The sequence below is a fragment of the Acidicapsa borealis genome (assembly GCF_059115245.1).
The window spans coordinates 2,385,189-2,399,705 of the sequence record NZ_JCACNY010000001.1 but is presented as its reverse complement, the minus strand read 5'-3'; the positions used below and the strand labels follow the sequence as shown (position 1 = coordinate 2,399,705).

The 14,517-nt window shown below is 57.9% G+C and carries 10 protein-coding genes; 5 read left to right on the top strand and 5 right to left on the bottom strand.

Going from position 1 to position 14,517, the window contains the following annotated elements:
- Positions 1–42: 42 nt before the first annotated feature.
- Both AC5S27_RS09935 and AC5S27_RS09930 read left to right on the top strand, forming a co-directional pair.
- A complete protein-coding gene (locus AC5S27_RS09935; RefSeq protein ID WP_493934412.1) occupies positions 43–972 on the top strand; it encodes a DUF4238 domain-containing protein in 930 nt (309 codons plus the stop codon).
- A gap of 104 nt (positions 973–1,076) precedes the next feature.
- Positions 1,077–1,349 (top strand): DUF2442 domain-containing protein, encoded by a 273-nt coding sequence (locus AC5S27_RS09930; protein WP_493934411.1) that lies wholly within the window; start codon positions 1,077–1,079, stop codon positions 1,347–1,349.
- A gap of 488 nt (positions 1,350–1,837) precedes the next feature.
- On the opposite strand, the gene AC5S27_RS09925 is transcribed toward AC5S27_RS09930, so the two are convergent.
- Positions 1,838–2,233, bottom strand: a complete 396-nt coding sequence (locus AC5S27_RS09925; protein WP_493934410.1) for a PIN domain-containing protein — start codon at positions 2,231–2,233, stop codon at positions 1,838–1,840.
- On the bottom strand, positions 2,230–2,481 hold the full coding sequence (locus AC5S27_RS09920; protein ID WP_493934409.1) for an AbrB/MazE/SpoVT family DNA-binding domain-containing protein: 252 nt from the start codon (positions 2,479–2,481) through the stop codon (positions 2,230–2,232). Before AC5S27_RS09920 ends, AC5S27_RS09925 begins: the two co-directional genes overlap by 4 nt.
- Before the next feature lie 447 nt (positions 2,482–2,928).
- Here AC5S27_RS09920 and AC5S27_RS09915 point away from each other — a divergent pair, with 447 nt between their 5' ends.
- The gene (locus AC5S27_RS09915; RefSeq protein WP_493934408.1) at positions 2,929–4,059 is read left to right on the top strand and encodes a DNA topoisomerase IB; all 1,131 of its coding nucleotides are present in this window, start codon (positions 2,929–2,931) and stop codon (positions 4,057–4,059) included.
- Positions 4,060–4,368: 309 nt separating this feature from the next.
- Here the strand turns inward: AC5S27_RS09915 and AC5S27_RS09910 are convergent, their stop codons facing one another.
- Positions 4,369–4,839, bottom strand: a complete 471-nt coding sequence (locus AC5S27_RS09910; RefSeq protein ID WP_493934407.1) for a hypothetical protein — start codon at positions 4,837–4,839, stop codon at positions 4,369–4,371.
- Positions 4,840–5,023: 184 nt separating this feature from the next.
- Between AC5S27_RS09910 and AC5S27_RS09905 the strand changes: the two genes are divergently transcribed.
- Together AC5S27_RS09905 and AC5S27_RS09900 are read left to right on the top strand one after the other, a co-directional pair.
- The gene (locus AC5S27_RS09905) at positions 5,024–7,252 is read left to right on the top strand and encodes a beta-glucosidase (protein ID WP_493934406.1); all 2,229 of its coding nucleotides are present in this window, start codon (positions 5,024–5,026) and stop codon (positions 7,250–7,252) included.
- Between the two features lie 302 nt (positions 7,253–7,554).
- Entirely contained in the window at positions 7,555–10,836 is a 3,282-nt protein-coding gene (locus AC5S27_RS09900) for a protease pro-enzyme activation domain-containing protein (RefSeq protein ID WP_493934405.1), read from the top strand.
- 83 nt (positions 10,837–10,919) lie between these two features.
- Here the strand turns inward: AC5S27_RS09900 and gpmI are convergent, their stop codons facing one another.
- Both gpmI and eno read right to left on the bottom strand, forming a co-directional pair.
- Positions 10,920–12,533 (bottom strand): 2,3-bisphosphoglycerate-independent phosphoglycerate mutase, encoded by a 1,614-nt coding sequence (gene gpmI, locus AC5S27_RS09895; protein ID WP_493934404.1) that lies wholly within the window; start codon positions 12,531–12,533, stop codon positions 10,920–10,922.
- Between the two features lie 214 nt (positions 12,534–12,747).
- Positions 12,748–14,040, bottom strand: coding sequence for a phosphopyruvate hydratase (gene eno / locus AC5S27_RS09890; protein WP_493934403.1), 1,293 nt, complete (start codon positions 14,038–14,040; stop codon positions 12,748–12,750).
- Positions 14,041–14,517 lie beyond the last annotated feature (477 nt).

Below are 14,517 nucleotides of genomic sequence, written 5' to 3'. Positions count from 1 at the left end.
ATTTGTGAGCTAAAACACTGACGATGGTCGTAGAATTTTTATATGGCAGAGAAGAAGGATCAACATCTCGTTCCAAAGTGCTACTTGAAGGCGTGGTGCGATCCTGTCACTCCAGCAGGGCAAACGCCTTTCATTTGGCTTATGTCTAAAGACGGCAAAAATATCAGAAAGAAGTCTCCGAAAAAATCGTTCAGAGAGTCCGACAGATATACGATTCATCTTTCCGATGGGACTCGAAACCTCACTGTAGAAAATTCACTAGGCCAAATCGAAAACGATTTTACAAATGTCCTGAATCGAATAAGAAATCGAGATATCTTAACCCCCAGGGATCGAGCACATCTCTGTTCATTTGCAGCCGCTATGCATACCAGATCGAAAGCGATGGGCAATCACTGGCAAGATCAGATGCGTAATTTTCATAATCAGGTAGTTGAAATGGAAAAGGCGTATGAATTGGAGCCGGTAACCTCAATCGAAACAGCAGAAATAGCGGACCGAGCCATCGCTGATTTGGTGACGAACGGTATCAAGACTCAGGTTCCAATCCTCTTTGCCATGCCGATGACAATCCTGACAACCAATGACGATTATGGTTTCATTACCTCGGATACCCCTTGCGTATGGTTCAACCCCGAATGGTACAAACTGCCTCCTTTCTATCGAAGCCCTGGTCTAATGATGCGTGAGATTGAAGTGACACTGCCATTGACCCCAAGGCACACTCTGTTTATCTCTCATCATCAGATGAAGGGACAATATACCGCAGCCAGTGGTCAAGTTCTGAACGACATAAATAGAAGAACTAGATTTCATTGTTTAGAGGAATTTGTTACTTGGAAGGGAAAGAGTCGATCAGAATGGTTTGACGAGGGCGTAGAGCCGAACGATTCTTGGGAGAAAAACATGCAAGCCAAAGAAGCTATAGAGCAAGCGGGCGGAACATCAGCCGACAGCGAGAGTAACACCTGAGAATCTTGTCCGCAGCAAGCTTACAGTGACAGCTACAACACACGCACGTACGCGCATTGCAACAATGGTCTTGAGCAACAGAGAACGAATCGAGAGAGCCTGGAATGAATACTTCGGCTAGCCCAACCCAAGTCCGCCCAACTCAAGTCCGCTTCGACGAAGACAGCTTCTGGGTCGAGCTGAGCGATGGCCGTGTCCTGGGCGTCCCGCTCGCCTGGTTCCCTCGCCTGCTGAACGCCTCCCAGCAACAGCGTGAACAACTCCGCCTAAGCACCCGCGGCCTCCACTGGGAAGCCCTCAACGAAGACATCTCCGTAGCAGGCCTGCTAGCGGGACTAAGCGATCACTCAAACCACCAAAAAACCTCCGCCGCCTGACCCCAGATCTCAAGCAGCATGGCCGGGTTCACATCCGCCGAAGCTTTGGAATAAGGGCACGGCTTCAGCCGGGCCAATAAGCCACAAAGGAGAAAAAGGGCTTCAGCCCCTACCAATCCTAAGGAATCACAAACGCACAGAAATCAAACATCCAGCGCGGCAGCTCCGCCCCATGGCGCAGCAGCCAACTACAAAAGATGCCCATCCGTCTTCACCCAACCCGGCGAAAGCCGGCATTGCGCGAGAGCAAGACGGAAGACTCTGCCCGGGAGTACTTCGAAACAGGGCGCAACTTCTGAGGGGTTCAGAGAGGACGCGCTCTAGGGTAGGCCGGGGATTTATCCCCGGCACAAAGCAAGCAAAATCAACCGGGCTTCAGCCCCTGCGGTTTGCCTTCCATCGATCTCGCCCGGATCTTCGAGTTCCATCGCAATCCGTTCAGCCGGGCCAATAAGCCATAAAAAAGAAAAGGAGCTTCAGCCCCACTCCTAAGCAACCACAAAAGCCCCAGGAATCCGCCCATCCAGCGTAGCCAGTACCGCCCCACTCGAAGCAGCCAACTGCAAAAGATGCCCATCCGTAGTCTGCCCACCCGTCTTCACCCACACAGGCAAACTCGAGATATCCTGATCGTCCGCGATGAAGTCCCAGGTGATGTAAGGAGACGGTTTTTGGAGGTCGATGAGAAGGTTTTTAGCTTGAGAGACCGAAATCCCGTAAACAGAGGTCTGAGCGATTACCCGGACAAATCCCAACTCCGTAATGGAGCAGGTCATGAATTTCAGTCCACTGCTTGACTGCACCCACCCGACGACTCGGGCGTTGAATGAATGCTGAGTCAAACCGAGAGCGACCAGAACATTTACGTCCAGCAGGTACTTCACGGAAAGTCCGCCAGTATCTCCGCAACCATCTCACTTGTGACCTCAGGAGCGCCTTCGCCCAGCGTCGCCGTCGGCAGTCCAGTCCGCGGATCAGTGATGATCCTGGCCCCATAGCTGCGCTTAACTGGCTGCGCAATCACAATGCGCCCACCCTCGATTGTGGCCACAAGAGCGTCGCCAGGACGAATCCCAAGCTGATCCCGAAGCCTCGCCGGAACCACTACCTCACCATCAGCTGTAGCGCACATCTCCATAACCCAATCGTACCCCCGTTCAATCTCCACCGCAACGAAATCGAGCCCGTACCGGAAGCCTGCGTTCTGTTTCAGGAATCAACCGCCCTCAAATTCCCAAGAAAGGTAAATTTACGAATGGCCAGTCCAGGTTGCGTAGATTGAATACCCAAAAGCCTACAATGAAATCAATCTCAATTTGCAACGCATTCTCACCTGCTTTCGAACTCAGGACGCACGCATCAAGACGCGCCCAAAAGCGCGCCTTAACCACCCTTAAGCGCACCAAAAACACGCACTAAACCATTTCCTTTCAGAGGATTAACCACAAAAGCACCCACCCCCACCCCCTGAAGTCAGAAACGCACCACCGAATCGCCTCCGGAGAGCGAAGCGCAAACCTGTTGATGTCATAGACACCGCCCAAAGCTGTCAAGCGCGCCGCCAGCATCCAACAGCAGCATGTGCCCGACGAAGCGCATCAGCCGCCGCCAAACCACTACTGAGCGAGCCCCCGAGCCAGCCACCACCCACGACCCAGCCGAAGCCGCCAAAGCCGCCGGCCTCCGCTACATCACCGACGCCAAACCCGGCATCCGCCGCCTGCGCAAAGGCAAATCCTTCCGCTACCTCACCCCCGAAGGCAAGCCCCTCCACGACGCCGAAACACTTGCCCGCATCAAGTCCCTCGTCATCCCACCCGCCTGGAACGAAGTCTGGATCTGCCCCACCCCCAACGGCCACCTGCAAGCCACCGGCCGGGACGCCAAAGGCCGCAAGCAGAGCCGCTACCACCCCCACTGGCGCAAAACCCGCGACGAATCCAAATTCGAACACATGCTGGACTTCGGAGCAGCCCTGCCCGCCATCCGCAGCCAGGTCGACCACGATCTCACCCTCCCCAACCTGCCCCGTGAAAAAATCCTCGCCACCATCGTCCGCCTCATGGAAACCACCTTCATCCGGATCGGCAACGAAGAATACGCGCAGACCAACCACTCCTACGGCCTGACAACGATGCGCAACAAACACGTCTCCGTCACCGGCTCAACGCTGAGATTCAACTTCACCGGCAAGAGCGGCGTGCAGCACGCCATTAAACTCACCGACCGCCGCCTCGCGAGAATAGTCAAGCGCAGCCGCGACCTGCCCGGCTACGAGCTCTTCACCTACCTCGACAGTGAAGGCAAGCAGCACCGCATCGACTCCACAGACGTCAACGATTACCTGCGCTCCATCACTCCTGAAGAGACGCCAGGCAACTTCACAGCGAAAGACTTCCGCACCTGGGCAGGATCAGTCCTAGCCTGCGCGATGCTGCAACAGTTCGAGCCATTTGCGACAGAGAGCGAAGCCAAGAAGAATGTCGTGCGTGCTATCGAATCCGTTTCCAAAGAGCTCGGCAACACGCCGACTGTATGCCGTAAGTGCTACGTGCATCCAGTGGTCGTCGAGAGCTATCTCGGCGGCGAGATGATGAAGGCGCTGGAGCACAAGGTCGAGGAAGAGGTGGAGCATCAGCGCCACGGTCTGCGTGCCGAGGAGCGGGCCCTGCTCCGCCTGCTCCATCAGCGGCTAGCGCATGCCGCATAGCGCGCTCTTGACGCAGACGCTGCTTCAGGATTAATTTGTAGCTAACACGGGAAAGGAGGATGATCCAGCCTATGAGTTCTGACAGTTGTTCGTACTACAGTACCGATCAACGTGAGGTGACTGAGGCCTAGGGCATCGCGCCCAAGCCCCAGTTGTAAGACCCGGCGGAGAACACCCCGTCTGGCCACTGGCCTTTGCCAACAGCGCGAGTGCCTTAGTCAAGACCGCCAATCCCAACAGTTCACCCGACAGCAGCCTGCGCATGCAAATGCTCAGGCCGTTGTTGCGTTTGCGCTGCCCATTACCGGGTCAGCGCGAAAAGCGGCGCGCCATCACGGCAATGGGCAGACCGACAAAGATCATGACGACCACAACCCCCGCGACGATCCCAGACGAAGGTCCGATGGGCCGTGCCGCAATCTTCGAAAGCGGCAGGATCACAAAGTTCATGAAGAGATATACCGGGATGCCATACAACAGTCCGCAAAGCACAGGCTGCGTGACCATGACCCGTACCCTTCTGCTCAACAACCAATAAACGGCAGCCGCACCAAAAGCGATTAGAAAATGTAGCAGCAAGCCCAGCGTGCCGGTCGTCCACCCGCCAAGATACGCCCGCGTTCCCAGCAGCCCGCTGGCGATGTAATGCAGCACCCGGTCCGGCCCGACTTGCCTCATCCCGGCAAGCACAAATGCGACAAGAATATCCAGGGTTCCAGCGATCAGCCCGCCCCAGCCGATTGCAGCCCACGGCTGGTCCCTCTTCAACAGATTCCTCATCCCGCTCTCCATTGGCCCCGCATCGACGATCGCACCATGTGCCGCATCCTTACTCAGTATTCTCTCGCGCGGGCGCGGCCGTACGAGACATGAATTTCCAGGGGGAGTGTCGGCTTACACGTTTTAGCTGTACACTTGCGCGGTAGACTTCGCCTCAAAAAACAAATCTCCCGGGATGGTTCTCATGTTCTCAGCAGTGCCTCGGCTCCGATCCGTCAAAGCTCTCGCCACGACCACTCTACTCGCATCCTTCGCAGTCACTTCCGTCGCTCAATCTCCGCGCAGGAAGCCGCCCGAGCCGGAATGGGCGCATGCCGCCTGGATGAATAAGAGTCTCTCTCCCGATGAGCGCGCCGATCTGGTCATAAAGGAACTGACACTGGACGAGAAAATCGACTTCCTCCACGGCCAGGGCATGCCGGGCTGGGGACCACCCAAGGCCAACTACTATCTCGGCAACGGCGGCGCCGGCTTCGTCCTTGGCGTTCCCCGCCTCGGTATTCCCTTCATCCAGATGAGCGACGCGGCCTACGGTGTCCGATCCAGCGCGATGAACGGCAAGTACTCCACTGCCCTGCCCTCGAACGTCGGCGCAGCGGCAAGCTGGGATACGCAATCGGCATGCGATTATGGCGCGCTCATCGGTCGCGAACTCCGCGCCCAGGGCTATAACATGACGCTCGGTGGCGGCGTGAATATTACCCGCGAACCGCGCAACGGACGTACCTTCGAGTACCAGGGCGAAGACCCAATCCTGGCCGGCACCCTGGTCGGCAACCGCATCAAGTGCGAACAGGCGCAGCACGTTCTCGGCGACATCAAGCACTACGCCGTCAACGACCAGGAGAGCGGCCGCAATGAGGTCGACTCCATCATCGACAAGCGGTCCCTGCGCGAGACCGACCTGCTGGCCTTCGAGATCGGCATTGCAGTCGGCGACCCGGCGGCCGTCATGTGCAGCTACAACGCCATTAATGGCGACTACGCCTGCGAAAACAAGTACACGCTCACCGATGTGCTCCGCAACGACTGGCACTTCAAAGGTTTCGTCCTCTCTGACTGGGGCGGCACGCACTCGACCATGAAAGCGTCTGCCGCAGGCCTCGACAACGAAGAGCCCGGCGAAAACTTCTTCGGCGACTCCTATAAGAAGGCCGTCGAAGATGGCAAGATCTCAAAGGCTGAACTCGACGAACACGTCCACCGCATCCTGCGCTCGGAGTTCGCGGCCGGCCTCGTGGACGACCCGATCAAGAAGAGCGTTGTCGACGTCATCGGCGGCCTTGAGACCGCGCAGCGCATCGAAGAGTCTTCGATCGTCCTGCTCAAGAACACCAACCACCTGCTCCCGCTCGACAAGTCCAGCCTGAAGAGCATTGCCATCATCGGCGACCACGCCGACATGGGCATGATCTCCGGCGGTGGTTCGGCGCAGGTCGATCCTCCGGGCGCTACCGCTCCGCCCTGGCTCGCGCACGTCTGGTTTCCCACCTCGCCGCTCAAGACTGTTATCGCCAAGGCACCTACGGCCAAAGTACTTTTTGCGTCGAATGCAGACATCGCGGCTGCCGCGGATCTCGCAGCGAAATCCGACGTGGCCATCGTCTACGTGCAGCAGTGGACAAGCGAAGGCATGGACCTGCCCAACCTTTCGCTCCCCGATAATCAGGATGCGCTCATCGCCGCCGTGGCCAAGGCCAACCCGAAGACTATCGTTATCCTCGAAACCGGCACCGCCGTCACTATGCCCTGGATCGACCAGGTTGGCGCGGTGGCCGAGGCCTGGTACTCCGGCAGCCGCGGTGCTGAAGCTGTTGCCAACGTTCTCTTCGGCGACGTGAACCCCAGCGGCAAGCTGCCCATGACCTTCCCTAAGTCTGAAGCCGACCTGCCCCACCTGACCGTGAAGCAGCCGCCGCGGGGCTCGCAGGGAGCTTCGCCGGTCATGAAGGACGGCGACGCCAAGGCCAAGTTCAGCACCACGTACGACGAAGGCTTGAAGGTCGGCTACAAGTGGTATGACGCGGAAAAGAAGCCGGTCCTTTTCCCCTTCGGCTTCGGTCTCGGCTACACCACATACAGCTACACCGCTTTGCAGGTTGCGCCCGGCGCAACGCCAACCGTCACGTTCAAGATCACCAACATCGGCACCCGGCCCGGTACGGAGATCGCGGAAGTCTACGCCGCTCTGCCCGCCAGCGCACAGGAGCCCCCGAAGCGCCTGGTTGGCTTCACCCGTGTCACGCTGGCTGCCGGAGAAACCAAGACCGTATCGGTCGCGGTCGATCCAAAATATCTGTCCATCTTTGATGTGGCGGCGGATAAGTGGAAGCTGCTTCCCGGGAGCTATAGCTTCCTGGTCGGTGGCTCCTCGCAGGAGCTGCCATTGACTCAGACTATTACGCTCAATTAAGGAACCATGGAGGTCGTTACGGGAGGCCTGTCCGTCTCTCGTAACGATCTCATCTTTATAGATTTATATCGATCTAAGACTGAATCACAGGCACTCCTGAGAAGTTCCGGTTGACGACAGCACTGTTACGGGATCAAAAATCATCTGAAATTTGCGGACCCGTGGCCCATATCGGGAAAATTACCTTGCCTGAGGCAAGCGTTTGTGGAATTATCCCGTCTAAGCCGCAAGCCTCAAAAAAGTCACAACCCACATCTTCGCTCCACGTAGTACCGACCATTCAATTGCTTCCCCGGAGTCCAATGTCTCGACGCCTTGTCTTCTCCCTCGTCGCCCTCCTCTCTGCCCTCGCGCTCTATATGCCCAGCACATCCGCTGCTCAGAGTGCCTCCTCCGTGCTGGCCGGTTCGCCACAAGCTCCCCGGATCCGCGGCGAAATTAACGAGTCCCGGCTCACTCGGCTGACTGGGAACGTGCCGCACCGCGCGCAGGCAAAATTCGATACAGGCGAGGCAGCCTCATCTACACAGCTGACCCACATGCGGCTGGTGCTGTCGCGTACGCCGGAGCAGGAAGCGGCGCTGGAGACGTTTCTCGGAGAGCTTCAGAATCCGGCCTCTCCAAACTACCACCGGGGATTGACGCCAGAGCAATTCGGCAAGCTTTACGGACCTGCTGACTCAGATATTTCCGCCCTGGTTGCGTGGCTTGAGTCGCATGGCTTCCAGATTGAGACTGTTCCACCGGGCCGCACCAACATCGCATTCTCCGGCACGGTGGGGCAAGTGGAAGAGGCCTTCCACACCACCATTCATACCTTCAATGCCAACGGCGAAGAGTTCACCTCAAACACAGTGGATCCCAGCATTCCGACAGCCCTGACTTCGGTGGTAAGCGGCGTGGCTCACCTGAGTACTCTGCATCCCCGGGCACACCACTCAACCGCCAGACCGGGAATTCTCGATGCCTCGACAAACCGCTTGGTCCCGGCGGGACGTTCCCTCCAGCCGGAGAAAAGCCACGTCAGCCCTGAGTACACCGCTGGCGGAAACTTTCTGTACATCACGCCAGGCGACGCAGCCACTATCTACGACACGCCCAACTCCTTCAATGCCAACTTCACTTCCGGTACTAGCGCCAACGGTACCAATATTAAGATTGGCGTCGGCGGCGACGGACTGATCCAGGCCAGCACCGTTGCCAACTACCGGAGCACCTTCACCGGCTCGACCGCTTCCGTCACCATCATCAACGTGGACGGAGTCGTCGCCAATGGCGACAGCGACGAGGCCTATATCGATACAGAACTCACGGCTGGCCTGGCGCCGGCTGCCTTGATCTACTTCTACGCGTCCACTGACCTGTTCACGGCAGTCGACAAGGCCGTCCAGGACAACATTGTCGATATCTTCAGTCTCAGCTTTGGCGCATGCGAACTGGACTTCACTACTTCCGACAATAGTTTGATCAACGGTTGGTGGAGCGAAGCGGCCGGTCAGATGCAGACCATTACCGTATCGACTGGGGATAGCGGCTCGGCGGGATGTGACGTCACCTCGGACAGCAATGGCAACAATATTCCGACGGCTAGCGAAGGCCTGGCTGTGAACGGTCTGGCGTCCACGCCTTACAACATCGCCGTGGGTGGAACCGACACCGATGGACTCCTGAACGGATTCTCCACGTACGTCAATACCTCGAAGGGGTCTTCTGGCACCTTCTACCGGACAGCCAAGAACTATATCCCGGAATCGACCTGGAACAATTCCACGCAGAGCGATACGACGATCAGTCTGAATTCTCCTTATACCGGTTCCAATGCCAACATTGTCGGTGGCAGCGGCGGCAAGAGCAGCTGCTCAACGAACACAACGACAAACACGCTTGGCGTCTGCACCAAGGGCTATGCCAAACCCAGCTGGCAGCGCGGGGTCGGCGTACCAGCCGATGGCGTTCGCGACCTTCCGGATGTTTCTCTGATGGCCGGAAATGGATACGACAATGCAACATGGCTGATCTGCACGGATGACACGTTTAATCAGAACGGAACGACGTACACAGCCAACTGCTCCAACACTGGAACTGGATTTGCCTTCACCGGCTTTGGCGGTACATCGACCGCTTCTCCCGCATTCGCGGGCATTCTAGCGCTCGTGGCTCAGAGCAACGGACGGCTCGGACAGGCGGCGCTGAATCTCTATGACCTCTACAACGGCAGTCATAGCTCTGCGGTTTTCCACGATGTAACCGTTGGAAACAATTCCGTATCCTGCGTGCCGGGTTCCCCGAATTGCACGCAGAACAGCAGCGGCTACTACTACGAGTCAGGGTACGACACGACCACGGGGTATGACCTCGCAACCGGCATCGGCAGCGTCGACGCAACCAACCTGATCACCTACTGGAAGACAGCCGTTGGCGTTACGGCAGCCAAGGTCACCCTGACTCCGTCAGCAACCTCCATTACCAACACACAGAGCGTGAACATCGCTGTCGCGGTGACCGGTGGCAGCGGCACTCCGACAGGGACGGTAGCTCTCACCGGCGGCGGCTATACGGCGACCGGCACTCTGACTTCCGGCGCTTATACTTTCGCCATACCCGCCGGTTCGCTTTCGACAGGAACCGATACGCTCACGGTGACTTACGGTGGCAACCCGACTTATGGCTCCGCCACTGGAACGACCAGTGTGACCGTAACTCCGCCGCCTGCGCCGGCCGTAACGCTCTCACCGACCAGCCTCACCTTCAGTTCGACGAATGTCGGATCGAGTGCGCCGATTCAGACCGTCACACTGAAGAACACAGGGAACGCCACGCTCTCTATCTCCGGTGTGACTGTGGGTGGCACCAATGCCTCTTCTTTCACGCAGACGAATACATGCGGGGCCTCTGTAGCCGCTGGCGTAACCTGCGCGATTACGGTCACCTTCATACCAACTGCTTCGGGAACATTGACGGCGACGATCTCCATCGCCGACAACGCAGCCGGGGCGCCACAAACCGTCAGCCTCACCGGAACTGGGGTCAAAGTGGTTTCGGGAAGCTTCTCGCTGGCGGCGACTGCAGTGACTGTAACCAAGGGTTCCAGCGGCACCTCTACGGTCACCGTCACACCGGCGGGCGGTTACACGGGCAGCGTATTGCTCACCTGCTCCGTGGCGCCGATCACCGGCGGCACCCATACTCCAACCTGCTCCGGTTCGACGGTGCCAATCACCGGCGCAGCAGCAGCGACCGGCACGATCACCGTCTCAACCACGGCACCAAGCAGCAGTGCGCAGAAGGCGCTGAAGGCCAAGGCGGAGAACCACACCGGCGGGATCCTCGGCGGCACACTGGCTCTGGCCTGCGTCGTCTTCTTTGGCGTACCTGCCAAGCGGCGCGTTTGGAAGTCGTTCCTGAGCTTGCTGGTGCTGGTTGCCGGCCTGACCGTTCTGGCGGGTTGTGGCGGCGGTGGTGGGACGGTCACTCCCGTCGATCCGGGAACGACGGCGGGCACCTACACTGTTACGGTCACCGGCACGGACTCAACCAGCTCCAGCCTCACCTCTTCAACCACCTTTACCTTGACTGTTCAGTAGAACTTCAGAGCAAGACGAAGGCCTCCGCGGTTGATCGCCGCGGAGGCCTTTTTCTTGTTCTCGAATGAGTGCCGGCAACCTGTCTATTCCGGCTTCAGAACCCGCAGGTCGCCGCCGGTCATCTCGTGGGGCAGATGCAGGCTCAGCAGATTGATCAGGGTCGGGCTGATGTCTCGCAGGCTGCCGTCAGCGCGCAGCGTATACCGGTTCGCATTCTCGCCGACATAGATCATCGGCACGGGGTTGGTGGTGTGCGCCGTGTGCGGGCCACCTGTAAGGGGGTCGACCATCTGCTCGGCGTTGCCGTGGTCGGCGGTGATGAGCCAGCTTCCGTTCTTCTCGCGCAAAGCTTTATAAATACGGGTGAGTTGCGCATCGACAGTCTCAACGGCTTTGATCGTCGGTTCCAGCTGACCGGAGTGACCGACCATGTCGGCGTTGGCGAAGTTGGCGATGATGAGGTCAAAGGCTGTGTCGTGGATGGCGCTGACGATGGTGTCACCGATACCTTCCGCGGACATCTCCGGAGCTAGGTCGTAAGTGGCGACTTTCTTCGACTGGATCAGTGTTCTATCTTCGCCGGGGAATGGAGTTTCAATGCCGCCGTTGAAGAAGTAAGTTACATGCGCATACTTTTCTGTTTCGGCCACGCGCAGATTTCTCAGTTGCGCATTGCCTAGAACGTTGGCCAGCAGGTTGTCCATTGACTCGGGCAGGATGACCAGCGGCAGGCTGTAGTTCTTGTCGTACTGGGTCATGCAGAGGTAGTAGAGCTTCTTCGGTAACTCGCTGCGGGGGATGATTTCGTCGAGCGATTCCCATGCGTCGAGGTTGCGGCCACCGGATTGATTGAGGCCGCTTTCGCGTGTGAGGACGCGGGTGATTTGACGTGCGCGGTCGGCGCGATAGTTGAAGTTGATGACTACATCTTCGTCGCGAATGACCCCGTTCGGCTTACCCGCTGCGTCCGTGACTACGAAGGGAATGGTGAACTCGTCGGTGATGCCGTTGTTGTAGCGATCCTTGATGATTGCTACGGGATCACTATGTTGGCCACCTTCTGCTTTGCCGATCACCATGGCTTCGAAAGCCTTGCGCTCACGGTCCCACTTACGGTCGCGATCCATGGCATAGTAGCGGCCACTTACTGAGGACAACTTACCCACGCCATACTCCGCCATCTTTCCGAGTAACTTCTCCACATAGCCGGCGCCTGAAGTCGGCAACGTGTCGCGGCCATCAAGAAACGCGTGGACGAAGACGCGGGTCACTCCGTGCAGCTTCGCCGCGCGCAGAAGCGCATACAGGTGCTCCTGGTGCGCATGTACTCCACCGTCCGAGAGCAGCCCAATCAGGTGAAGCTGGCGTCCGCCTTCGCGGGCGCGCTGCATGGCTGTCGCAATTGCCGGGAACGTAGCGAACTCATCCTTGGCGATCAGCGCATCGATGCGCGTGATGTCCATCTGCACGATGCGGCCCGCACCGATATTCAGGTGGCCTACCTCGCTGTTGCCCATCTGCCCATCGGGTAATCCGACGAAATGCTCCGACGCGCGAATCAGCGTGTTTGGATACTCGGCGAGCAGCTTGTCGTAGGTGGGCTTGCGGGCCAGTGCGATAGCGTTGTTCGCAACCTGAGGAGAGTAACCCCATCCATCCAGGATGGTCAGAACTAATGGGCGTCTGCAGATAGACACAAATAACCTCGACTTAGTTTGGAGCCGATGGCGAAGTTTGCGTCGGTAACAGCAGATCCTTCGCCAAGCTCAGGATGACAAAACTTAAACTATGTTCACTGGCGGACTTACCAGGATCGATAGCCGTGTCGAATAGAAGCAATGCCAGCCGCGACCAACGGGGGCGCCACAGAAGACCGTGGGCGGCCAAAGGCCGCGGCTGCTGCATGCAATGCTATTCGTTGTAGTTGATGCTTTCGATGCCGAGGAAGTTGGCGCCCTGGCCGAGTTCTTCTTCGATGCGCAGCAACTGGTTGTACTTGGCGATACGGTCGGTGCGCGAAGCGGAACCGGTCTTGATCTGGCCTGCACCTGTCGCTACTGCGAGGTCGGCGATGAAGGTATCTTCGGTCTCGCCCGAGCGATGCGAAATGATGCTGGTGTAGCCGTAACGGCGGCCCAGTTCAATCGCTTCGAAGGTCTCGGTGACGGTACCAATCTGGTTGACCTTGATCAGAATCGAATTGGCAATTCCCTCTTCGATGCCCTGCTGAATGCGCTTCACGTTGGTGACGAAAAGATCGTCACCGACGAGTTGAATGCGGCTGCCTGCCTTCTCGGTAAGGATGCGCCAGCCTTCCCAATCGTCTTCGGCAAGACCGTCTTCGATGGAGATGATCGGATACTGCCGCGACCAGTCATCCCAGAAGCTGGCCATCTCTTCGCTGGACAGCTCGCGCTTGTCGCTCTTCTTGAAGACGTACTTCTGCTTTTCCTTGTCGTAGAACTCGCTGGCCGCAGGGTCGAGCGCAATACAGATATCTTCGCCCGGCTTGTAGCCTGCGAGCTGGATCGCTTCGAGAATGAGGTCGATAGCTTCCGAGTTCGAGCTGAGCGAAGGAGCAAAGCCACCTTCGTCGCCAACGGCGGTGTTGTAGCCCTTCTTCTTCAGCACGCCCTTCAGGGTGTGAAAGACTTCGGTGCCCCAGCGCAGCGCGTCCGAGAAGCGCTCGGCGCCGACCGGCATAACCATGAACTCCTGGAAGTCCACGTTGCTATCGGCGTGCGCGCCGCCGTTGAGGATGTTCATCATCGGGGTCGGCAGGATGGACGCGTTGGCTCCGCCGAGGTAGCGGTAGAGCGGAATTTCGAGGGTCGTTGCAGCGGCGCGGGCCACAGCCATGGAAACCGCCAGAATCGCGTTGGCTCCCAGCTTGGACTTGTTCTCGGTGCCGTCCAGCTGAATCATCGTCATGTCGATGAGGCGCTGGTTGATGGAGTCGAAGCCCTCAAGTTCGGGAGCGATGACGGACTCGATGTTTTCAACGGCCTGCAGCACGCCCTTGCCCATGTAGTGGCTCTTGTCGCCATCGCGAAGTTCCACGGCCTCATGTTCGCCGGTGGAGGCGCCTGAAGGCACCGCAGCGCGGCCCATGGCGCCGCTTTCGAGGATCACGTCTGCTTCTACAGTGGGGTTGCCGCGGGAATCAAGAATTTCGCGTGCGCGAATCGATACAATTTCACTCATCTTTGTCCTCATAATTCTGTGTTGCAGCCGATCGTTCAGTTTGGGGCGGCGATCTACCGCGACAGCTTTGCCGCCGGTGCTCAGGATGCTGGTCAGCATTTCGGCCATCGAGCGCGCTCCCCCTTGCAAAAGTTGAATAGAAATACCTTGGGTAGTCTAACAAACCGGCTGCCCGCGAAGATTGACGCGCGGTTTTTCGATGCTGGAGTAACGAGTCTGATTCGTGCCGGGCGCGATACCCAGGCAGCACTTAAGCCCTATCAATTGAGCAGATCTAACGTCCAAAAACGCTAATGTGAGAGTAGTAGAGATTCCGCTCAACCCCTTGGATCAGAGCTTCTTTACGCAACATTGCAGTACTTCAGGGGTCTAAAGAAGTGGTCAGAGCCCTGCAAAGTGATTTTGCGCCATTTTCGCGCCTGTTTTGAACGACTTAAACGAGCAGCCAGTGCGGGAACGATGTTCGCCGGCCCAGTG